Origin of the sequence: Streptosporangium jomthongense, from assembly GCF_042650425.1 — a bacterium.
Taxonomy (GTDB): Bacteria; Actinomycetota; Actinomycetes; order Streptosporangiales; family Streptosporangiaceae; genus Streptosporangium.
Genome location: NZ_JBHSBC010000049.1, coordinates 210362 through 232462 on the forward strand (window position 1 = coordinate 210362; position 22101 = coordinate 232462).

Here is a 22101-nt window from a genome sequence, read left to right on the forward strand (position 1 = left end):
TACGGATGGGCCGGTGGCGGATTCGGGGCGGCCCCCCGACCCCGGGACAATGACGGACCCGGTGTGAGATTGCTCGCATCCGCGCGGGGGTCGTCGTTGTAAAACCCGCATAAACCCAGACCTGATAGCCGGGGGCTATGGGAACCACATCCACGATGACTTGGACGAGGGGAAACCACCCTACCTAGCGTCGAGACGTGACTGCCACGATTGAGCGCGGCGCCGCCACAGCGCCGGTCAAACCCTCCGGGTCCGCCAAGACCCCATCCCCCAGGAGGTCAGGCGGCTTCCTGGGCTCGTCCAACGGTAAGAAGGCCGTGATGGCCGTCACCGGTGCCATCCTGGTGCTCTTCCTGGTCGGCCACATGGCCGGCAACCTCAAGAGCTTCTTCGGCGCCGAGGCGTTCAACACCTACGCCGAGTTCCTGCGGACGATGGGCGAGCCGCTCGTGCCGCGCAGGGTTCTGCTCACCCTCGTCGAGGTCGTGCTGTTCGCCTCCGTCGTACTGCACATGTGGTCGGCCGTGTCCCTGGCCCGCAGGGCGAACAAGGCCCGCCCGGTCAAGTACGCGGCCAAGCGCAAGTCCCAGGCCAGCGGCTACGCCACCCACGTCATGCGCTGGGGCGGCCTGACCATCCTCCTCTTCGTCGTCTGGCACCTGCTCGACCTGACCTTCGGCGTGGTCAACCCGGCCGGTTGGGACGGCACGCCCTACGACAGGCTGGTCGAGGGGTTCGCGACGTCGCGCTGGTGGGTGACCGCCTTCTACGTGCTCGCCGTTGTCATGGTCGGCCTGCACCTGCGGCACGGCCTGTGGAGCGCCTTCCAGACGCTCGGCCTCGCGGGCTCGCGCAGCTACCGCCCGCTGAAGGCCGTCGCGGCCGTGGTCTCCGCCGTGCTGGTGCTCGGCTTCCTCGCCGTCCCCGTCGCGGTCATGATCGGAGTTGTCAAGTGACGAAGTACACCCTCGGTGAGCCGATCCGCGACACCAAGGCCCCCGAGGGGCCGATCGAGGATCGCTGGGAGAAGCGCAAGTTCGGCGCCAAGCTCGTCAACCCGGCCAACAAGCGCAAGCTGCACGTCATCGTGGTCGGCACCGGCCTGGCGGGCGGTTCGGCCGCCGCGACCCTCGGTGAACTCGGCTACAACGTCACCTCCTTCTGCTACCAGGACTCGCCCAGGCGCGCCCACTCGATCGCCGCCCAGGGCGGCATCAACGCGGCCAAGAACTACCGGGGTGACGGCGACTCGATCTACCGGCTGTTCTACGACACGGTCAAGGGCGGCGACTTCCGGGCCCGTGAGTCGAACGTCTACCGGCTCGCCCAGGTCAGCGTGAACATCATCGACCAGGCGGTCGCCCAGGGCGTGCCGTTCGCCCGTGAGTACGGCGGCCTGCTCGACACCCGCTCCTTCGGCGGCGCCCAGGTCTCCCGCACCTTCTACGCCAGGGGCCAGACGGGCCAGCAGCTGCTGCTGGGCGCCTACCAGGCGCTCGAACGGCAGATCGCCGCGGGGACCGTGAAGATGAACACCCGTCACGAGATGCTCGACCTGATCGTCTCCGACGGCAGGGCGCGGGGCGTCATCGTCAGGGACATGGTCACCGGGGAGATCGAGCGGCACGTGGCCGACGCGGTCGTGCTGGCCAGCGGCGGCTACGGGAACGTCTTCTTCCTTTCGACCAACGCCAAGGGCTGCAACACCACGGCCATCTGGCGCGCGCACCGGCGAGGCGCGATGTTCGCCAACCCCTGCTACACGCAGATCCACCCGACCTGCATCCCGGTCAGCGGCGACTACCAGTCCAAGCTGACGCTGATGTCGGAGTCGCTGCGCAACGACGGCCGCGTGTGGGTGCCGGTCAAGGCGGGCGACGACCGCCCGGCGGCGCGGATCCCCGAGGACGAGCGCGACTACTACCTGGAGCGCATCTACCCGGCGTTCGGCAACCTGGTCCCGCGTGACATCGCCTCCCGCGCCGCGAAGAACGTCTGCGACGAGGGCAGGGGTGTCGGCCCCGGCGGCCTGGGCGTCTACCTCGACTTCGCCGACGCGATCCGCCGCCTCGGCCGTGACGCGGTCGAGAAGAAGTACGGCAACCTCTTCGAGATGTACGAGCGCATCACCGGCGAGGACCCCTACACCCAGCCGATGCGCATCTACCCGGCCGTCCACTACACCATGGGCGGCCTGTGGGTGGACTACGACCTGCAGTCCACGATCCCCGGCCTGTTCGTGATCGGTGAGGCCAACTTCTCCGACCACGGCGCCAACCGCCTCGGCGCCTCGGCGCTGATGCAGGGCCTGGCGGACGGTTACTTCGTGCTGCCGACGACCATCGGCGACTACCTCGCCAACGGCCCCTACGGTGAGGTCGAAGAGCAGGCCGTCGCCGACGCGGAGACCGCGGTGCGCGAGAAGATCGCGAAGCTGCTCGCTGTCAACGGCGACCGTACCCCGGACTCCTACCACCGTGAGCTGGGCAAGCTCATGTGGGACTACTGCGGCATGGAGCGCACGGAGGAGTCGCTGCGCAAGGCGCTCGAACGCATCCCCGAGCTGCGTGAGGAGTTCTGGAGGAACGTCAAGGTCTCCGGGACGGCCGAGGAGCTCAACCAGGTGCTCGAAAGGGCCGGGCGGGTCGCCGACTTCTTCGACCTGGCCGAGCTGATGTGTCTCGACGCGCTGCACCGCACCGAGTCGTGCGGCGGACACTTCCGCGCCGAGTCGCAGGACGCCGACGGTGAGGCCCTGCGCGACGACGAGAACTTCGCCTACGTCGCGGCCTGGGAGTACGGCGAGCAGGGCCCGGTCCTGCACAAGGAAGAGCTCGACTACGAGTACGTCAAGATGAGCCAGCGGAGCTACAAGTGAGCGCCTCCCGCGTGGCTCCAGACCGACGAGTGGTCCGTACAGCGAACGAGGAGCGGTAAGCGAGCCATGGGTATGAACCTGACACTCAAGGTCTGGCGCCAGAAGGGCCCCCAGGACGAGGGGCGGATGGTCACCTACCGTGTCGAGGACGTCTCGCCGGACATGTCCTTCCTGGAGATGCTCGACGTGCTCAACGAGCGTCTCATCCTGGAGGGCGACGACCCGATCGCCTTCGACCACGACTGCCGCGAGGGCATCTGCGGCATGTGCGGCATGGTCATCAACGGCGTGGCGCACGGCGAGCAGGTGGCGACCACCACCTGTCAGCTGCACATGCGGCACTTCGCGGACAACGCGGTCATCACCATCGAGCCGTGGCGCGCGGCGCCGTTCCCGGTGGTCAAGGACCTGGTCGTGGACCGCTCCGCGTTCGACCGGATCATCCAGGCGGGCGGTTTCGTCTCCGTTCCCGCCGGGTCGGCCCCCGACGCGCACAGCGTCCCGGTGAAGAAGGACGACGCCGACGCGGCCTTCGACGCGGCGACCTGCATCGGCTGCGGCGCCTGCGTCGCGGCCTGCCCGAACGGCTCGGCGTCGCTGTTCACCGCGGCCAAGATCACACACCTGGGCCTGCTGCCGCAGGGCCAGCCCGAGCGTGACGCCCGCGCCAGGGCCATGGTCGAGCAGATGGACGCCGAGGGCTTCGGCGGCTGCACCAACACCGGCGAGTGCACGGCGGTCTGCCCCAAGGGCATCCCGCTGGACACCATCGCCAGGATGAACCACGACTACCTCAAGGCCTCCAGGTAGGCCCCACAGCCAAGAAGGCCCGGTTCCCCGTGGGGGCCGGGCCTTCGGCCTGCCGTCCGGCGCGGCGACAAGACCGGATGAGGGCCATCGCCCCCTAAGGGATCCCCGAGGTTTTCCAGGGACATCCCTGATGCGTGTTCGTGGGGCCGTTGGGAGGATCATCGGGTGAAGAAGATCGTGGCAGGCGGGGGCCTGCTGACCGTCGCGGTGCTCCTGACGGGGTGTGGGCTGACGAACATCGGCTCCGCCTCCCATCATGAGACCGCGACCCACCAGGTCACCGAGAAGGTCACAAAGCTGAACGTCAGGGGCAGGTCGGGCGACGTCTCGGTGACCGAGGCCACCGGGGGCGGCGTCAAGGTCGTCGAGACGGCCCGGTGGAACGACGAGAAGCCGGAGACCACGCGCAGGGTCCAGGGGGAGACCCTGTTCGTGAGCTACAACTGCCCGTCGAGCATGGACAACTGCGGCGTCGACTACCGGATCGAGATCCCCAAGGGGACGACCGTCGATCTGCAGACGGGCTCGGGGCACGTCAAACTCACCTCCCTGACCGGGGCGATCACCGCCGTCACGGGGTCGGGCGACATCACCGGCACGGGGCTGTCGGGCAGGAAGGTCTTCACCAAGGTCGGCTCGGGAACCGCCGAGCTGGGATACACCGCCGTCCCCGACGAGGTCGAGATGCGGGGCGGTTCCGGCGACGTGACCGTCCGCCTCCCCGGCGGGCCGTACAACGTGTCGACCAGGGCGGGATCGGGTGACAGGGAGGTCTCCGTGCCGCAGGATCCGGCCTCCGCGCACAAGGTCGTGATGTCCACCGGCTCCGGCGACATCAAGGTGCTGGCCGGCTGACGCTCTTCGCGGGCGAGTTGCGCGTGATCCCTTTTATCTGAAATAAGGGGACCCGCAACTCGCTCGGAGTCAGACCACGGGGGACGTCACGTGTTAGATGCCCGGCGCCATGACGACCTCACTCCCCAGCTGATCGACTCACCGATCTGGCACGACCAGATGGTCCAGGAAGCGGGCATCCCGTTCCACGACGTGCCGCTGGTCTCGGTGGGCGGGGGACTCGGCTCCTTCACCCTCGTCGACGTGTTGAGGATCTGCGGGGTGCCCACCTCGTCCATACGCGTGCTGTCCAACAGCGACACCCCGTGGCAGAGCTGGGAGTACCTCACCCGCGTCTCCCAGCTGCCGCCTGAGGAGCGCATCCGCTCCGACGCGGGGGCCAGACCCGACAACATCTGGGGCTTCCCGTCCTACGCCGTGCACGAGGCCTGGCGGGACAGGTCGCCCAAACTGCTCTGGCAGGTCCTGGTCGAGCCGCTCCTGACCGACTTCTTCAGTCCCAGGGCCTCGACGGTCTTCTCCACCGTCAAACGCGAGGCCGACCGCGTCTCGTACTGGGAGATGCTGCTCAAGGGGCAGGTACGGATGGTCCGCCGCAGGTTCGGGGGCGGCTACTTCACGCTCCTCACCCCTCCGGCGGGCATGACGCCGACCAAGCGGGTGGCGATCCGCTCCCGGTATGTGCACCTGGCGGTCGGTTACCCCGGCCTGAAGTTCCTTGAGGACCTCCAGTGCTTCCGGGAGACCTACAACGACTACCACCACGTCGTCAACGCCTACGAGCCGCACGAGCACGTCTACGAGTTCCTCAAGACCAGGCCGGGCACGGTGGTGGTGCGCGGCTCCGGGATCGTCGCCTCCCGGGTGCTCCAGCGGCTGATGGACGACCGGGAGCGCTACGGCCTGCACACCCAGATCGTGCACCTGCTGCGCACGTACGTGACCGGACCCCACGGCCCGAGCCCGTGGATGCGGCGCCCCGGCGGGGACGGCTGGGCCTACCAGGCGTTCACCCTGCCCAAGTCGGCCTTCGGCGGCCAGCTGAAGGCGCGGTTCCGCCGGGCGGAGGGCGCCGAACGCGCGGCGCTGGCCAAGCTCGTGGGAGGCACGACCACGCCGAAGCTGCGCCGCTGGCAGGAGCAGATGCGCCGGGGCCGGGAGGGCAACTGGTACCACGCGATCCAGGCGGTGGTCCACCGGGTCGAACCGACCCCGGACGGACGGCTGGTCAGCTTCACCGGCAGCGACGACGGCAGGGCCGGGCAGGTCGTCTCGGACTTCATCGTCGACTGCACCGGGCTTGAGGCCGACATGCCCGAGCACCGGGTCCTGGCGGACCTGCTCGAACACGGCGGAGCCCAGCGCAACGGCGCCGGTCGCCTGGCCGTCGGCAGGAACTTCGAGGTGAGCGGCGCGGGCAGCGGGGACGGCATGCTGTACGCCTCCGGTGCCGCCGTCGCGGGCAACCACTTCCCGGCGGTGGACAGCTTCCTCGGCATGCAGACCGCCGCCCTCGACATCGCCGCCGACCTCTCCCGGCGCGGGTTCTGCGCCGGCCTCGGCCCCCTGCGCTCGGTCAGCCAGTGGTTCAAGTGGGCCGCGGGCCGTCCCATCTGAGGAGTTCACGTCGTGATCCCCACCCTCGCCGGTCGTCTCCAGACCCGGATCTTCCTGCTCGCCACCGTCGGCGTGGTCCTCACGGCGCTGGTCGTGCCGGTGCTGCCGGGCACGAGAGGCCCCATGTCCAGGACGTACGGCGTCGCCTACCTCATCCTGCTCGCGGTCGCCGTCGTCGGCCTGCTCTGGGAGCTGCTCTACCACCTGCTGATGCAGTTCCGCTGGGACAAGGACTGGCCGACGCTCTTCGGGCTGCTCACGATCGTCCCCGAGGGCCTGCTCATGTGGGTCCTGCTGGACCAGAGGCTGATCCCCGGCATCACCCGCCCGGTGGCCTTCTCGACGTTCGCGACCATGTTCACGGTCGTCTGGATCGGCCAGTGGCTGTTCGCCAACGGCCCGATGCGGGTGCTGTCGGTCCACTGGCGGCTGCGCGGCGGCCGGATCATCTGACCCACAAGCGGTTCACAAGTCACGGATGATGCACTGTTCGACGAACCAAGGCGGTGCGGAACGCATCGAACAAGCAGACATCTCGCGGCAGTGACCGAAACCCGATCGGGCCCATCTCCCGGGTGTCACCCCCCTGACGATCGTGATCCCGAGGGAACTCATGAGCAAACGGCCCGTGGGCGGCATCGACTTCGCCCACCCCCTGGCTTTCTGGACCGGATTCCTCACCTGCGTGGCGGGGGTGGCGCTGCACATCCCGATGTACGTGCACGCCGCGGACATGGGCTTCCACATGGCGGGCATGCCGATGGACATCCCGATGACGGTCGGCATGGCGTTGATCGTCGTCGGGCTGGCGGTGACCACGTACGGGCTCGTCCCGCGTGACCTCAAGGCCGCGAGGCAGGCCGGTGAGGTGCGCATCCGTACCTCCGACGACGCCGGGCTCCGTCCCGCGCACATCGGCCTGATCCTCGTGATGACCGCCGCGGTGACCATCGACGCGATGAAGCCGATCACGCTGGCGTTCGTGGCCCCGGGCATGGGCAAGGAGTACGGCCTCAAGTCGGCCCTCAACCCGGGCGGCGACCTGCCCGTCGCGCTCCTTCCGCTGTTCGGCCTGACGGGAACGGTCCTGGGGTCGTTCCTGTGGGGATGGCTCGGCGACCGGATCGGACGGCGGGCGGCCATCCTGCTGGCCGGGGTGATGTTCGTGGCGACCGCGATCTGCGGGGCGATGCCGTCCTTCGGATGGAACCTGGTGATGTGCCTGGTCATGGGACTCGCCGCGGGCGGCATGCTGCCCATCACCTTCTCGCTGCTGGCCGAGACGATCCCGGGACGGCACCGGGGCTGGGTCATGGTGCTCATCGGCGGCAACCTGGCCCTGGCCTACGCCATGACGAGCTGGCTGTCGTCGGAGCTCATCCCCGTCTACTCGTGGCGGTCACTGTGGCTGCTGGGCATCCCCACCGGAGTGGTGCTCATCCTGCTGAACCGCTGGATCCCCGAGTCGCCCCGGTTCCTGCTGGCCCACGGCCGTGAGGAGGAGGCGCGGGCCATCATGGTCAGGTACGGTTCCACGGAGGCGGCCGAGGCCAAGATCGAGCGGGCCGTCACCGAGGAGAGCGCCGCGGACAAAGGCGGTTACACGCCGCTGTTCCACCGTCCCTTCACCGGCCTCAGCGTCGCGGTGGTGATTCTGGGGCTGAGCGTCGGGCTGGTCACCTACGGTTTCCAGCTCTGGATCCCCTCCAACCTGCAAAAGCTCGGCCTCGCCCAGCAGGCCGCCGACCGCGCGCTGCGGGACTCGGCGCTACTGGGTCTGCCGCTGGTCTTCGTCGCCGCCGCGATGTACGGGCTGTGGAGCGCGAAGAAGACCATCGTCGTGCTGAGCGCCCTGGTGGCCGCCGCCCTGCTGGCCTTCTCCGTGGCGGGGGATTCGCTGGTGCACGACGAAACCTGGCTGTACGTGCTGCTCGCGGGCCCGATCGTCGGCACCGCCACGATCGCCGCGGTGGTGGCGGCCTACAGTTCGGAGATCTACCCGACCCGGATCCGCTCGCGCGGCTCCGGCCTGTCCGCCGGGGTCGGCAAGTTCGGCGGGGTCGCGGTCACGGCCGTCCTGGTCGCCGGGGTCACGGTCCCCTCCATCGGCGCCACCGCCCTCCTGGGCGCGGTTCCCCTGGTCCTGGCGGTCCTGGCGGTCGCCCTCTTCGGCGTCGAGACCCGTAAGGCGAAGCCGCTGGGAACGACCGCGTAATCTCCCCCATCTGTCGTGACACCGTTCTGCGAGCCGCCGCGCGGCTCGCCGTTCGGTATGGCCCCATGCCACCGGTGCGCCGCTGATGCGCCGAGATGCGCCGCCGGTGCCGGCTGACCGCGGCGCGTTCTGCGTTTCGTCCGTCCACGGCGGCGCGCCGGTCGCCGTCTTTCACGTCGGCTCGGGAAGGCGAAGCGCCCCGTGCCGGACGAACCCTTTCCGGAAACCCGCGCGGCCGGTTTCCGGATAACCCGTATCGGCGTCGTGAAAACGATGTGAGTCAATGCCGTTCGCGCTCTCGGGCGCATGACCGGCGGCGGAGGAGCACATGTCCGAGGGCGGTCCGTGAGGCCGTCCGGCGTGTGCACAGGAATGCCGAATTTCCGGCGGAACCCGCCCGCCGCCGGTCACGATGTTTATCGGCTACCTTTTATTCGGCGGTAACGGCCGCCTCTTATCTAGCAGTAGCAGGTCCTGACGTCGCACCCGCATCCGCTCTGGCAGTACGCGTCACAGGGGGCGTTCCAGCCGCATCCGAAGATGTCCTTGCACTCCCAGCAGCTGGAGTAGCTTTTGATCACGACGGGGCCGCAGGCCGCCGAGGCCTCGACCCGGGGCACGAACATGCCAAGGAGACTGCTTCCCATTGCTTCGAGCTTCTTGAGCACTGCACTTCCTTTCGGCTGGGTTTACACATATGGCGCCGGTCATGCCGATGATTACAAACGAATTTTGTGTTTGCAACGGGCTTTATTGCGAGTTTGTCGTAACAGTGATTTCTGATGATGTCAACACTTGATGGCCGTGTATTCGGATGCCATACTGAAATTCAATTGTTGATCATGTGGAGGGCGTCCGGTGCAATATCTGGCGATCGGGCTCCGCTGTGTCATCGGCGCCGTGTTCCTAATATCTTCGACGGGCAAGCTCATCGGGCGCGACACGTTCGGTGACTTCGCTGCTTCCATACGTGATATGCATTTGGTGCCGCCGGCCTCGGTGCGTTCCCTCGCTCGAATTGTGCTGGGCGCCGAACTCGCGACATGGATGTTGCTCGCGACACCCACACCCGTCACCGGCGTCGCCGGATTCGTGGTCGCGGCGGGACTGCTCGCCGTGTTCACAGTGGTCGTCGTTCTTGTGGTGCGCAGAGGGACGCGGGCGGCGTGCCGGTGTTTCGGGGCGTCCTCCGTCCCGATGGGGCCGCGCCAGGCCGTAAGGAACGTGATTCTCGCCGCGGTCGCCGTCGTCGGCGTGATCGGGACCCTGACACCGCAGAAAGGCCTGGAGACCGCTGGAGTGCTGATCGCCGTCCTCGGCGGGACGATGCTCGGCGTGCTGGTCACCGCACTCGACGACATATTCGAGCTTTTCCAACCAATGAACAAGGGTATTGGGCGTCGCCCATCCCCTCCGGCAGTCGGTTGAAGGAGGACGTCATGCCTTTTGTGATCGCGGCCCTGGTGCTCGTCGGGACGCTCTGCGTACTGAATCTGCTCCTTTCGGTAGGGGTGATCAAACGCCTCCGGGAACACACGGAACTGCTGTCCAAGCCCGGCCACGGAAAAGTCATGCCCTCTCTCGGGGTGGGTGAGGAGGTCGGCGAATTCCTCACCTCGACCGTTGACGGTGGAACGTTGAGCAGGGAATCGCTGGCCGACGACACGGTGGTCGGGTTCTTCTCGCCGAACTGCGGTCCCTGCCGGGAACAACTGCCGAGGTTCGTGGAGTACAGCGGGGCGCTGCCCGGCGGGCGGGGCCGCGTGGTCGCGGTCGTGCTCAGCCACGACGCGGACGAGGCGAACGCCCTTGTCGCCGATCTGGCGCCGGTGGCCTCCGTGGTCGTCGAGACCTCCTCGGGCCCCCTCAGCAAGGCTTTCAAGATCAAGGCCTACCCGACCGTGCTCCGGGTGGCGGCACGGGGAGGCAGACTCGTGGTCACCGACGAGGCCGTGGACCTGGGGCAGACGGCCACCGCCGTGGCATGAGCCGTACGCGACCCTCCGGGCGGGCACGGGCCTCCGGTGAGAGCCGGACGGACGGCGAGCCGGAGCACATGAACGCTCTGACCGTGACGCGCCGGATCGCCGGCTCCTGGGCGCTCACGGCCAGGGCCGCACCGGGAATCCTCACCCTGTACTGCCTCGTCACGCTGGTCACCGGTGCGCTGCCGGTCGCGACCGCCTGGCTGACCAAACTGGTGCTGGACGCCCTGGTCGGCGGCGCCTCCGCGAGCGCACTGGTCGCGCTGACCGCGGGGATCGCGGCGGCGGCCGTCGTCACCGGGACCCTGCCGCAGGCCACCCAGTATCTACGGACCGAGATGAACCGCCGGGTCGGGCTGCTCGCACAGGACCGGCTCTTCACCGCGGTGGAGGGTTTCACCGGGTTGGGCCGGTTCGAGAATCCGGGTTTCCTGGACAGGCTGCGCATCGCCCAGCAGTCCAGCGACATGCCGAACCAGGTGGTGGACGGAGCGCTGGGCATCGCCCGCGGGACGATCACTATCGTGGGCTTCCTCGTGTCGCTGACGGTGCTCAGCCCGCTGATGGCCGTCCTGGTGCCGCTGTCGGGAGTGCCGTCGCTGCTCGCGGAGATCGCGATGTCGAGGCGGCGTTCCCGGATGTTCTGGAAGGTCGGCCCGATCGAACGGCGGGAGTTCTTCTACGCCGAGTTGCTGTCCAGCGTGGAGGCCGCGAAGGAGGTGCGGCTGTTCGGCATCGGTCCTCTGCTGCGCAGGCGCATGACGGACGAACGGCGTGCCGCCAACGCCGCGAGACGGACGGTGGACAGGCGGGAGGTCGCGGTCCAGGCCGCGCTCAACCTGCTCACCGCGCTGGTGTTCGGCGGGGGCCTGTTCTGGGCGGTGGATGCGGCGCGATCGGGAGGACTTTCGGTCGGTGACGTCACCGTCTTCGTGGCGGCGGTGACGAGCCTGCAGGCGGCCCTCGCCGGTCTGGCCAGGGACATCGCACGGTCACATCACGCCCTGACGATGTTCGGCCACTACACGGCGGTGATCACGGCGCCCCCGGATCTGCCGCTCGTTCCGCGGGCCCCGGCGCCGCCACGGATGCGGTACGGGATCGAACTGCGTGATGTGTGGTTCCGCTACTCCGAGGAGCACCCCTGGGTGCTGCGCGGGGTCAGTCTGCGCGTCCCCCACGGCAGGACGGTCGCGCTCGTCGGGCTGAACGGCTCGGGCAAGTCCACGCTGGTGAAGCTGCTGTGCCGGTTCTACGACCCGACCAGGGGCTCCATCCTGTGGGACGGGCAGGACATCCGTGACGTCGACGTGGCCGGACTGCGGGACAGGATCAGTGCGGTCTTCCAGGACTACATGCACTACGACATGACGGCCGCGGAGAACATCGCCCTTGGGGACCCCGCTGTCTGGGACGACCGGGAACGCGTCCGGTCCGCGGCGGAACGGGCCGGTGTCCACGACACGCTCGCCGGACTGCCCCACGGATACGACACCCCGCTGACGCGGATCTTCTTCTCTGAGTCGGAGAAGAACGACTCGGAGGTCGGCACGATGCTGTCCGGCGGACAGTGGCAGCGGCTCGCGCTGGCCCGCGCGCTCCTGCGCGACGGGCGGGACCTGATGATCCTCGACGAGCCCTCGGCGGGGCTGGACGCCGAGGCCGAGCACGAGATCCACGCCTCGCTCACCGCGCACCGCGCGGAGCGGACCAGTCTGTTGATCTCACATCGGCTCAGCGCGGTGCGTGACGCCGACCTCATCGTCGTGCTCCGCGACGGGCGGATAGTGGAGCAGGGTGACCATGCCCGGCTGATGGCCGACGGCGGAGAGTACGCGCGGTTGTTCGCGCTTCAGTCGTCCGGTTATCGGGATCCCGCCGCCGAAGGGCCGGCGCTGACGGCGGGAGGCGCGGGATGACCGCCGACGCCGGCCCTCGTCGTCCCGGTCGCGAGCGCGTGATGGGGGAGACCGGGGCGCCGGCCGGCGGTCCGGGGCGGGGCCGCGCGCCGGCGGTCTCCACCCGGCCGCCGCGTGCCCGGACGCTGACGGTGATCGGTGTGCTCCTCCTGTGGGGAGGGACGGTCGCGTTCCTCGTCAGGGGAGCGTGGGGATGGGCGGTGGCCTGCGGCGCGTCGGCGTCGGTTCTCGGTCTGGGCCTGCTCACCTCCGCGGTGATGGCCCGCGGGCTGGTCGCGGTGACGGTGCGGGGGTCGAGCATGAAACCCGCCTACCGGGACGGAGACCGCGTCGTCGCGCGGCGTGGCCGCCCCCTGAGGGCCGGACAAGTGGTCGTGGTGGAGCAGCCGACGCCCGAACGTGAATGGCCTGATCCGCCGGTGCCGCCGGGGGCCGGTGAGGCGTCGATGTCCGGAAGGCGCTGGATGATCAAACGGATCGTCGCGGTTCCCGGCGACGCCGTCCCGCGCGCCCGGGTTCCCGCGCTGTCCGACGCGCCGGAGGATCGTGTACCGCCGGGCAGGCTGGTTCTCCTGGGTGACAACCAGGAGGCCAGTTACGACTCCCGGCACGTGGGTTACTTTCCCGCGGAGCGTGTCCTCGGAGTCGTACTGCGCCCACTCCATCGGCGCGGTTTTCGAATCCGAAGTGCGGGCCGATAATTCGCTTTTCATGCCATCCGAAAGGTTGGGAAAGGGGCGGAACGCTCGGGAGGTCCGAAGGCATGGGGACGGCCTGCCGGCGTGTTTCTGCTTCGGATCGAGGTGAGGGTGTGCGGCGGCTGGAAGTACTTCAATATCTGCTACGAATGCCCGGTTTCACGCCCGAGCGGAACGTGTCGCACGCCCTGTTACGGATGGTGTGCCGCCGGTCGTGGGGGTGGTCACGGTAAGTCTTGCCGCGTGAACGCAGAGGTGTGCCGAGCCGATGGGAATGGCGGCATGTCAGATATATTCTCGGCACGTATGGGGCTCTCTGGCGACAAATGACCACTTTTCATCGCCAGTTCTAATGGAAATGATGTTGAATGTCGACTTGGGGTGCCCTTATTCGTATATGGTCACTCCATCGGCATGATCACCTTTGGTGGGCACCGGAGGTGAGCCGTCCCCGGGCCGTCACGATCCGCGGTGGCCGGGAGGCCGGCGTCCCCCTACTGAGCGACGGTTGGATTTCGCGTGGTCACGGCATTGGAATCCCGGCAGGAGCGCCTTTCCCGGTATAGGTGGATTCGCGGGAGTCTTTTCCGGCATCGCTTGTTCGCGGTGGTCGTGACCCTCGCCCTGGGGCTCAGGGCGCTGACGATGCTGGGATTCCGGCCCGGACGGATCTACTGGTACGACACGTACACATACCTTCAGCTCGCCTACGAGCTGACGCCCAGGGAGGATCTGAACCCGAACGGCTACCCCTTCCTGCTCCGGTTGCTCATGCCCTTTCACAGCATTCCGGTGGTCGTGGGAGTCCAGCACGCGATGGGACTGGGCGTCGGCGTGATGATCTACGCCCTGCTTCGCCGTAAGGGCGTTCCCGCCTGGGGGGCGGCGGCCGCGGCCGTCCCAGTGCTGTTCGACACCTCGTTCCTGCGGCTTGAGCACGCCGTGCTCGGCGACACGTTGTTCGTCTTCCTGCTGGTCGCCGCGACCGTGCTGCTGTCCTGGTCGTCCGCTCCGCCGCTCTGGGCGGGGGCGACGGCGGGCGTGTTCCTGGCGTGGGCCGCGCTCACCAGGACCGTCGGGCTGCCGATCTTCCTGGTCGCCCTCGGCTGGCTGGCCGTACGCCGTGTCGGGTGGCGCCCGCTGGTCGTCACGGCGCTCGCCGGCGCGCTTCCGCTGCTGTCGTACGCCGCCTGGTACCAGGCCGAGTACGGACGCTTCAAACTGGTCGGCGGTGACGGGGCGGCGCTCTGGGCGCGTGTCATGACCTTCGCCGACTGCGACGTGATCAAACCGCCGCCCGCCGAGGCGCCGCTGTGTCCCAACGGGACGTGGCGGGACGCGGCGGAGGGCTACTACTGGGCGCCCGAGGCGTCGCTCAACCGCATGCCGGGAGGCCGGAAGGAGAACGACTCGCTCGCCCGGTCATTCGCGGTCCACGCCGTCCTCGCGCAGCCTCTGGACTATCTGCGGACCGTCGCCGGTGACGTCTCGCTGGCCTTCCACTGGACCCCGGCGGACCATCCGATGCGGATGTCCGGGCCGCTCAGCCTGTGGGGAGGCGTGGCGGCGCCGGCCGTTCCCGACTGGGCCCGTTCGTACCTGCGGAGATACGCGCCGGGCGTCACCGGGGAGTACGAGGCGGTCCAGCCGTACGCCGGGTTCCTGCAGGCCTTTCAGAACCCCTCCTACCTGCGTGGGCCGTTCCTCGGGGTGATCCTTCTGCTGGGGGCGGCGGGCCTGCGCCGTAAGGATGTGCTGCTGCCGTGGGGGACGGCGGTGGTTCTGCTGGTGCTGCCCGTCGCCGTGCTCGATTTCGATCACCGTTACGTGCTTCCCGTCGTGCCGTTCGCGTGCCTCGCCGCGGCCCTTGCGGTTTCCGCGCGCTTCCGGGCCGGTTAGGACCGGGCCGGAGAGAGGCCCGGTCCCCGGCCCGGCCTATGCCCGGGAGGCGCCGCCCTGATCCTGGCCGAGCTCCGCGACGATCTCCCGGCGCAGCGCCCCCGTGTCGATGCCGGCGTCGGTGATGACGCGGGAGCCCAGCCCTCTGCCCTCGCGGAGGATGCCGAGCAGCAGGTGGCCGTCGCGGATGCCCTTCTGCTTGAGCGCCAGCGTCTCGCGCAGGGACAGCTCCAGGGCCTTCTTGGCCTGTGGGGTGAAGGGGATGTGCCGTCCGCTGCGGAGCCCGTTCCTGGTCGTGACGGGGTCGCGGTCGAGGGAGCCGGGCCCGAAGGCGGCCTCGACCCTCTCCCTGATGGCCGACAGGTCGATGCCGATCGTTTCGAGGGCCTCGGCGTCGAGGGCGGTGGCGCGTCTGACGGGGGTGAGCCGTACGACGGCCCGGTAGGCGCGTTCGTAGTCGAGGCCGTGCCCGGCCAGCACCCGGGTGACCATGCAGGAACGCTGGTCGAGCAGGCCGAGCAGGATGTGCTCGGTGCCGCAGCGGTCGTGGCGCAGTCGCCTGGCGTTCTCCTGGGCGAGGGTGACCGCCTGGCGGCTCTCCTGGTGGAACCGTTCGAACATCGCTACCTCTCCCGTCTCAGCAGCCCGCGGCCACCGGCGTACTTCTTGTGGACCGCCTGCCTCGTCACCTCAAGGCAGTGGGCGATCTCCTGCCAGGACCAGCCCTGTTGTCTGGCGTTCTCGACCTGGAGGGCCTCCAGCCGATCGACGAGGATCCGCAACGCCCGTACGGCCCGCAGGCCGACGGCCGGGTCGCGGCTGCCCGCGTCCGAGGCCAGCTGTGCCGTGTCGCTCATGTATGTCAATGTAAGTTGACGTCATCGAGATGTCAACCTTGATTGACGAGGCCCGTCTCACGGTCAGAAAACGGTTTGCCGGGTGATCGTGGGGTTTGTCAGCCTGGTAGGGCTATGCGTTCCCTGCCTGCCGCTGATCCCGGCGATCCCGATTCCCGAAGTCCCTTCCGATATCTCCTCTGGACCGCCCGCTCGCAGGCCGGTCCCCTGCTCATCGGCATCGGCTACGCCATCCTGTGGTGGACCTCGATGGCCCTGATCCCCGCCGCGATCGGTCGCAGCGTGGACGCCATCTGGAACCAGGACATGCGGAGCCTGCTCATCTGGACGGCGGTCGTGTTCGGCCTGGGAGTGGCGCAGGCGGTGACGAGCACCCTTCGTCACCGGATGGCCGTCTTCAACTGGCTGTCCGCCGCCTACCGCACGGTCCAGGTCACCGTCAGGCAGGCCACCAGGCTGGGGGCGACCCTGCCCAAGCGGGTGTCGACCGGCGAGGTGGTCAGCGTCGGCAACTCCGACATCGCCCACATCGGCAACGCGATGGACATCCTGCTGCGGGGCACGGGGGCGGTCGTCGCCGTCGTCACGGTCACCGTCATCCTCATCAGCACCTCGCCCGCGCTCGGACTGACCGTGCTCGTCGGTGTTCCGATCATGGCCGTCGCGGTCGGCCCCCTGCTCAGGCCGCTGCACCGGCGCCAGCACGCCCACCGTGACCTCCAGGGGGAGCTCTCGACCAGGGCCGCCGACATCGTCGCCGGCCTGCGTGTGCTGCGCGGCGTCGGCGGCGAGCAGATCTTCGCCGAGCGCTACGCGGAGGAGTCCCAGAAGGTACGGCGGGCGGGCGTGCGGGTCGCCGCGATCGAGGCGACCCTTGAGGGAGCCCAGGTCCTGCTGCCCGGCCTGCTGATCGCGGGCGTGACCTGGCTCGGCGCCAGGTTCGCGCTCAGCGGGGAGATCACCGTGGGCCAGCTCGTGGCCTTCTACGGCTACGCCGCCTTCCTGATCTCCCCGCTGCGCACGCTCACCGAGACCGCGGACAAGCTGACCAAGGGACACGTGGCCGCCCGCAGGGTGGTGCGGATCCTCAACCTGCGGCCCGAGATCACCGGCGGCACCGGGACCTCGCCCGGCGGCCTGCTGCGTGACGTCGCCTCCGGCGTCGCCGTACGCCCGGGTGCCCTCACAGCCGTCGTCTCGGCCGTTCCCGAGGAGAGCGCGACGATCGCCGACCGGCTCGGCCGGTACGCCGACGGCGACGTGGACTTCGGCGACGTACCGCTGGACAGTCTGCCGGTCGCCGAGGTCCGCCGCCGGATCCTGGTCGCCGACAACGAGGCCGGGATGTTCGCCGGGGTGCTCAGGGACGAGCTGGACGTGACCGGGACCGCCTCCGAGGAGACGATCAACCGCGCCCTGCGCGCCGCGTGCGCCGAGGACGTCGTCGAGGCGCTGCCCGGTGGTCTCGACGCGGCCGTCGCCGAGGCGGGCCGGGAGTTCTCCGGCGGCCAGCGGCAGCGGCTGCGGCTGGCCAGGGCGCTGGCCGCCGACCCCGAGGTGCTCATCCTCATCGAGCCGACCAGCGCGGTCGACGCGCACAGCGAGGCGCGCATCGCCGTACGGCTGGCGGAGGCCAGGGCGGGCAGAACCACCCTCGTCTGCACCACGAGCCCGTTGGTGCTCGACCACGCCGATCACGTGGTCTACGTGGAGGAGGGCGTCGCGCGGGCCCAGGGCACCCACAGGGAACTGCTGGCCGTCAGCGCGGACTACCGCGCCGTCGTCACCAGGGGAGAGGAGGAGTCCACGCGGCCCCCGGAACCCGCCGGCGCCGGACGCGGGAACCCAGGAAAGGAGGCCGCGTGAGCGGGCAGATCCTCCCGGTCGCCGACCGGGCACAGGTACGGGCCTACGCCCGCAGACTCACCCTGAAGTATCCCGGCACGCTGTCGGCGGCCCTCGGCCTGCACGGCCTGGCCGCGGCGGCGGGCCTGGTCGTGCCGTGGATGCTCGGCGACCTCGTCCACGGCATCAAGAGCGGCACGGGGATCGACGTCACCGTGGTCGCGCTGGCCATCGCGGGCTTCCTCGCCGCGCAGGGGGTGCTCGTCAGGTTCGCGGTCTACGTCTCCTCACGGCTCGGGGAGAAGGTCCTGGCCGAACTGCGCGAGGAGTTCGTCGGCCGGGTCCTCGCCCTGCCGCTGTCCACGGTCGAGCGCGCGGGGTCCGGCGACCTGATCACCCGCACCTCGCGGGACGTGGACACCCTCTCCCGCAGCGTGCGGCACGCCGTACCGGAGACGGTGATCGCCCTGGTGGCCTTCGTGATCACCGCGGGGGCGCTGATACTGACCGGGCCGTTGCTCGTGCTGCCCGCGCTGCTGGTCGTACCGCTGCTGTGGATCTCGACGCGGTGGTACCTCAGGCGGGCGCGGGACGGCTACCTGCGGGAGAACGCCGCCTACGCGGACATGACCGAGGGGCTGGCCGAGACGGTCGGTGGCGCCCGTACCGTCGAGGCCCTGGGACTCCAGGAGCGCAGGCGGCGCCGTACGGACGTCGACATCGCCAGGTCGTGGGCGGCCGAACGTTACACCCTCGGGCTGCGCATGGTGTGGTTCCCGGCCGTCGAGTTCGGTTACGTGCTCCCGATCGTGACGACGCTGCTGGCCGGGGGTGTCTTCTACATCCAGGGCTGGGTCACGATCGCCCAGGTGACGGCGGCCACGCTGTACGTGCAGCAACTGGCCGACCCGCTCGACCGGCTGATGTCGTGGGTGGACGAACTCCAGGTGGGCGGCGCCTCCATGGCCCGGCTGCTCGGCGTCGCCGAGGTGCCCGACGACCGGGAGGCCGGTTCCGAGGCTCCCGAGGGGGAGGAGTTGCGGGCCGAGGACGTCCGCTACGCCTACCGCGAGGGGCACGACGTGCTGCACGGCGTCGACCTGGTGGTCAGGCCGGGGGAGCGGCTGGCCATGGTCGGTCCCTCCGGGGCGGGCAAGTCGACGCTCGGCCGCCTGCTCGCGGGCGTCCACGGGCCGCGGACCGGCTCGGTCACGGTCGGCGGCGCCCCGCTGGTCGAGCTCCCGCTCGACGACCTGCGCGGCCACGTCGCGCTGGTGACCCAGGAACACCACGTGTTCCGGGGCACGCTGCGGGAGAACGTGCTGATCGCCCGTCCGGACGCCGACGCGGACCAGGTCAGGGCGGCGCTTGAGGCGGTGGACGCCTGGGAGTGGGCCGCCGGTCTGCCCGACGGTCTGGACACGATGGTCGGTTCCGGCGGTGAGCCGGTCCCGCCCGCCCAGGCCCAGCAGCTCGCCCTGGCCCGGCTGGTCCTGGCCGACCCGCACACCCTCGTCCTGGACGAGGCGACCTCGCTGATCGACCCCAGGGCGGCCCGTTCCCTTGAGCGTTCGCTGGCCGCGGTGCTCGACGGCCGTACGGTGATCGCCATCGCCCACCGCCTCTACACGGCGCACGACGCCGACCGGGTCGCGGTGGTCGAGGACGGGCGGATCAGCGAACTCGGCTCCCACGACGAGCTGGTCGCCGCGGGTGGCTCCTACGCCGCCCTGTGGAGCAGCTGGCACGCCAACGGCGGAGTGAAGGAAAACCGTCCTGTCCGGTGGGGAAAGGAGGGGAACCTCCGGGTGCACCTTCCGGGGGAAACGGCTCCGCGCGACTACAGTGATCGTCACTGACAGTGGTCAGTCGAGTGCGAAAAGTCGCAGGAAAGGGGTGCCCCCGTGTCACCTGAATCGATCGCATCCGTCACGAGCTCGACGCTGGGCAGGCTCCTGGCGGGAGCCGCCCTCCTTGTCCCCGCCTTCATGATCTGCGGGGGGCCGGCCGAGGCCGCCGTGCCCGCCGTCGGTCACACCGTCACCGCGGACCCGGCCCCCGTGGCGACCCCCTCGCCCGGCCCGACGAAGACCGGGCGGCCCGCCAAGCGGAACAGGGCCACCGAGGACGCAGGCCAGGACGTCCGCTCGATGACCGGCGGCCACAGCGGCGGCAAGGTCGGCGGCAGGGGCGGTGGCAGGAACGGGGGCGCCACCGGCCCGCAGGGCGGGGACACCTACGACCCCGAGGCCAGTGCCGACGACGCCGCCCCCGGGGGCCGCAGCGCGGGTGCGGGCCCCGGCTCCAACACGGGCCCCGCTACCGGCCACGGCCGCAACGGCATCAAGCGGTCGGCGGGCAAGTGGCAGCGTTTCAAGTGACGCCCCAGGACTGAACGGAAGCGGCCGCCGTACCCCGGGGAGGGTACGGCGGCCGCTCCTCGTCAGGACAGGGCCTTGTTGAGGAAGTCCACCTGCAGCAGCAGGAGGTTCTCGGCCACGACCTCCTGCGGCGTCATGTGGGTGACGCCGGACAGCGGCAGCACGTTGTGCGGGCGCCCGGCGGCCAGCAGCGCGGACGACAGGCGCAGCGTGTGCGCGGCCACCACGTTGTCGTCGGCCAGGCCGTGGATCAGCAGGAGCGGGCGTTCGAGCTTCTCGGCGTCCGCGAACAGCGACGAGGCGTCGTAGTGCCCCTCGGCGGGCTGGCCGAGATAGCGCTCGGTGTAGCAGGTGTCGTAGAGCCGCCAGTCGGTCACCGGGGCTCCGGCGATGGCGGCGTGGAAGACGTCGGGCCGCCGCAGCACGGCCAGCGCCGCGAGGTAGCCGCCGAACGACCAGCCCCTGATGCCGACCCTGGACAGGTCCAGGTCGTCGGGGAAGCGCTCCGCCGCGCCGTGCAGGGCGTCCACCTGGTCGTCGAGGACCGGGGTCGCCAGGTCGTGCAGGATCTCCCGCTCGAACTCGGGGCCGCGTCCCGGGGTGCCCCGGCCGTCGGCGACCACGACCGCGAAGCCCTGGTCGGCGAACCACTGGCTGGTCAGGTAGGCGCCCGAGGCGGACAGGACACGCTGGGCGTGCGGGCCGCCGTACGGGTCCATGAGGACCGGGAGCCTCGCCGAGCCGGGTACGTGCCCTGACGGGAAGATCACGGCGGTCGACAGCTCGCGCTCGCCCGTACGGATCAGGGAGACCCGCAGGTCGAGGCCGTGGCGTTCGGCGTGGGAGGTGATGTGCCCGACGTGGCGGCCGTGGTGGGAGACGCGGGTGACCGGTCCCTCTCCGTCGAGGGTCTGGCCGGTGACCACGAGGGTCCCGCCCGCGGCCTGGCCGCTGTAGACGCCGCTGTCCTGCGGGCTGACCAGGGTGATCCGCCCGTCCTTGTAGGCCCACAGCGCGATCTCGGACGGCTCGCCGCTGGCGCGGAACAGCACCGTGTCGCCGCTGACGCCCGCGACGTCGCGGACCTGGAGGGAGGCCGGGGTGACGGGCTGGTCGCCGACGACCAGGCGGCGGCCCCCGTCGAGGTTCGTCACCCAGACGAGGGAGCCGTCCGACAGGTGGCCGGGGACGCCGGTGACGACGTCGACCCAGGCGGCGTCGGTGTCCTCGCGGACGAGGGAGGAGGCGCCGGTCTCGGGGTCGACGTCGAACAGGCGCATGGTCCGCTGGTCACGCGTCATGGTGACGATGGACAGGCCGTGGTCGTCCCAGGCGGCGTTGACGAGGTACTCGTCGGTGAAGGGCACCGGGACGCGGCCACCGGCCAGGGACAGCACGAACAGCTCGACCTTGGCGTTGGGGGACCCCGCCGCGGGGTAGCGCTGCTCGGTCGCGGGCCTGGCGGGGTTGGCCGGGTCGGCGATGTGCCACTTCTCGACCGGTGAGTCGTCGGCCCGCTCGACCAGTACGGCCTCGCCGGACGGGGACCACCAGTAGCCGCGCATCCGGTCCATCTCCTCGGCGGCGATGAACTCGGCCAGGCCGTAGGTCACCTCGGGCGCCTCGGGGCCGGCGAGCGCGTGGTCGACCTCGTCCTCAAGGTCCTGGACGTGGAAGGCGCCACCGGTCACGTATCCGACGTGCACACCGGTCGGGGAGAGCCGGGGGTCGATGACCGGGCCCGGGGTGCGCAGATGGCGCACGCTCCTGGTCCGCAGGTCCACGACGTACAGGCCGCCGGAGAGGGCGAAGGCGGCCGTGGTCACCGCGGCGTCGGTGCTGTAGGCGACGATGCCGCCCGCCGACTCCCTGGCGCGCTCGCGGCGTGCCCGTTCCTCCGGCGGGAGGTTCTCCTCGTCGGCGGCGATGACCCGGGGATCGGCGATCAGCCGTTCCGTGCCGCTGGCCACGTCGAACTCCCACAGACAGGTGACCGGGTCACAGCCGCCCTTGGTCCGCAGGAAGACAATCCGCGCACCGTCGGGCGCGACCGTGAACGCACGGGGAACGCCGAGGGTGAAGCGGCGGGTCCTTGCGTGCAGCCGAGGAAAACTCTCACTCATACCAGTCATCTTGCCAGTA

At 69.8% G+C, this 22101-nt stretch carries 19 protein-coding genes; 15 read left to right on the forward strand and 4 right to left on the reverse strand.

Annotated elements, in window-relative coordinates:
* Positions 1 to 197 precede the first annotated feature (197 nt).
* The 7 genes from ACFOYY_RS37805 (at position 198) to ACFOYY_RS37835 (ending at position 8375) form a co-directional block, all read left to right on the forward strand.
* Positions 198 to 956: a succinate dehydrogenase cytochrome b subunit gene (locus tag ACFOYY_RS37805; protein ID WP_352013752.1), complete on the forward strand. Its 759-nt coding sequence runs from the start codon at positions 198 to 200 to the stop codon at positions 954 to 956.
* The gene (locus tag ACFOYY_RS37810) at positions 953 to 2878 is read left to right on the forward strand and encodes a fumarate reductase/succinate dehydrogenase flavoprotein subunit (RefSeq protein ID WP_352013751.1); all 1926 of its coding nucleotides are present in this window, start codon (positions 953 to 955) and stop codon (positions 2876 to 2878) included. The genes ACFOYY_RS37805 and ACFOYY_RS37810 overlap by 4 nt, the downstream gene beginning before the upstream one ends.
* A gap of 72 nt (positions 2879 to 2950) precedes the next feature.
* Positions 2951 to 3688 (forward strand): succinate dehydrogenase/fumarate reductase iron-sulfur subunit, encoded by a 738-nt coding sequence (locus ACFOYY_RS37815; RefSeq protein WP_352013750.1) that lies wholly within the window; start codon positions 2951 to 2953, stop codon positions 3686 to 3688.
* Between the two features lie 165 nt (positions 3689 to 3853).
* Positions 3854 to 4543 (forward strand): DUF4097 family beta strand repeat-containing protein, encoded by a 690-nt coding sequence (locus tag ACFOYY_RS37820; protein WP_386196068.1) that lies wholly within the window; start codon positions 3854 to 3856, stop codon positions 4541 to 4543.
* 90 nt (positions 4544 to 4633) lie between these two features.
* Complete coding sequence (locus tag ACFOYY_RS37825) at positions 4634 to 6160, forward strand: hypothetical protein (protein WP_362776573.1); 1527 nt, start codon at positions 4634 to 4636, stop codon at positions 6158 to 6160.
* A gap of 12 nt (positions 6161 to 6172) precedes the next feature.
* Positions 6173 to 6613, forward strand: coding sequence for a hypothetical protein (locus ACFOYY_RS37830; RefSeq protein WP_362776570.1), 441 nt, complete (start codon positions 6173 to 6175; stop codon positions 6611 to 6613).
* 160 nt (positions 6614 to 6773) lie between these two features.
* Positions 6774 to 8375, forward strand: coding sequence for an MFS transporter (locus ACFOYY_RS37835; RefSeq protein WP_352013746.1), 1602 nt, complete (start codon positions 6774 to 6776; stop codon positions 8373 to 8375).
* Positions 8376 to 8833: 458 nt separating this feature from the next.
* On the opposite strand, the gene ACFOYY_RS37840 is transcribed toward ACFOYY_RS37835, so the two are convergent.
* Positions 8834 to 9022: a hypothetical protein gene (locus ACFOYY_RS37840; protein ID WP_362776567.1), complete on the reverse strand. Its 189-nt coding sequence runs from the start codon at positions 9020 to 9022 to the stop codon at positions 8834 to 8836.
* A 211-nt stretch (positions 9023 to 9233) separates the two neighbouring features.
* Here ACFOYY_RS37840 and ACFOYY_RS37845 point away from each other — a divergent pair, with 211 nt between their 5' ends.
* The 5 genes from ACFOYY_RS37845 to ACFOYY_RS37865 all read left to right on the forward strand — a co-directional run bounded on the left by ACFOYY_RS37845 (position 9234) and on the right by ACFOYY_RS37865 (position 14876).
* On the forward strand, positions 9234 to 9803 hold the full coding sequence (locus ACFOYY_RS37845) for a MauE/DoxX family redox-associated membrane protein (RefSeq protein WP_386196071.1): 570 nt from the start codon (positions 9234 to 9236) through the stop codon (positions 9801 to 9803).
* An 11-nt stretch (positions 9804 to 9814) separates the two neighbouring features.
* Entirely contained in the window at positions 9815 to 10363 is a 549-nt protein-coding gene (locus tag ACFOYY_RS37850) for a TlpA family protein disulfide reductase (protein WP_362776563.1), read from the forward strand.
* Positions 10360 to 12279, forward strand: a complete 1920-nt coding sequence (locus tag ACFOYY_RS37855; protein WP_386196073.1) for an ABC transporter ATP-binding protein — start codon at positions 10360 to 10362, stop codon at positions 12277 to 12279. Before ACFOYY_RS37850 ends, ACFOYY_RS37855 begins: the two co-directional genes overlap by 4 nt.
* Positions 12276 to 12980: a S26 family signal peptidase gene (locus ACFOYY_RS37860; RefSeq protein ID WP_362776559.1), complete on the forward strand. Its 705-nt coding sequence runs from the start codon at positions 12276 to 12278 to the stop codon at positions 12978 to 12980. The genes ACFOYY_RS37855 and ACFOYY_RS37860 overlap by 4 nt, the downstream gene beginning before the upstream one ends.
* Before the next feature lie 603 nt (positions 12981 to 13583).
* Positions 13584 to 14876 carry a phospholipid carrier-dependent glycosyltransferase gene (locus tag ACFOYY_RS37865; RefSeq protein ID WP_362776557.1) on the forward strand — a complete coding sequence of 431 codons (1293 nt, stop codon included), beginning with the start codon at positions 13584 to 13586 and terminating at the stop codon, positions 14874 to 14876.
* Between the two features lie 36 nt (positions 14877 to 14912).
* Here ACFOYY_RS37865 and ACFOYY_RS37870 read toward each other — a convergent pair whose 3' ends face one another.
* Positions 14913 to 15497, reverse strand: a complete 585-nt coding sequence (locus ACFOYY_RS37870; protein ID WP_386196076.1) for a Clp protease N-terminal domain-containing protein — start codon at positions 15495 to 15497, stop codon at positions 14913 to 14915.
* Positions 15498 to 15499: 2 nt separating this feature from the next.
* A complete protein-coding gene (locus ACFOYY_RS37875; RefSeq protein WP_352013739.1) occupies positions 15500 to 15733 on the reverse strand; it encodes an RNA polymerase subunit sigma-70 in 234 nt (77 codons plus the stop codon).
* A gap of 114 nt (positions 15734 to 15847) precedes the next feature.
* Here ACFOYY_RS37875 and ACFOYY_RS37880 point away from each other — a divergent pair, with 114 nt between their 5' ends.
* Genes ACFOYY_RS37880 through ACFOYY_RS37890 form a run of 3 tightly spaced genes read left to right on the forward strand, consistent with a single transcriptional unit; the run spans position 15848 to position 19959 of the window.
* On the forward strand, positions 15848 to 17599 hold the full coding sequence (locus tag ACFOYY_RS37880; protein ID WP_362776552.1) for an ABC transporter ATP-binding protein: 1752 nt from the start codon (positions 15848 to 15850) through the stop codon (positions 17597 to 17599).
* Positions 17596 to 19437 (forward strand): ABC transporter ATP-binding protein, encoded by a 1842-nt coding sequence (locus ACFOYY_RS37885; RefSeq protein ID WP_362776550.1) that lies wholly within the window; start codon positions 17596 to 17598, stop codon positions 19435 to 19437. Before ACFOYY_RS37880 ends, ACFOYY_RS37885 begins: the two co-directional genes overlap by 4 nt.
* 45 nt (positions 19438 to 19482) lie before the next feature.
* Positions 19483 to 19959 carry a hypothetical protein gene (locus ACFOYY_RS37890; RefSeq protein WP_362776548.1) on the forward strand — a complete coding sequence of 159 codons (477 nt, stop codon included), beginning with the start codon at positions 19483 to 19485 and terminating at the stop codon, positions 19957 to 19959.
* 62 nt (positions 19960 to 20021) lie between these two features.
* Here the strand turns inward: ACFOYY_RS37890 and ACFOYY_RS37895 are convergent, their stop codons facing one another.
* A complete protein-coding gene (locus ACFOYY_RS37895; RefSeq protein WP_386196078.1) occupies positions 20022 to 22082 on the reverse strand; it encodes a S9 family peptidase in 2061 nt (686 codons plus the stop codon).
* Positions 22083 to 22101 lie beyond the last annotated feature (19 nt).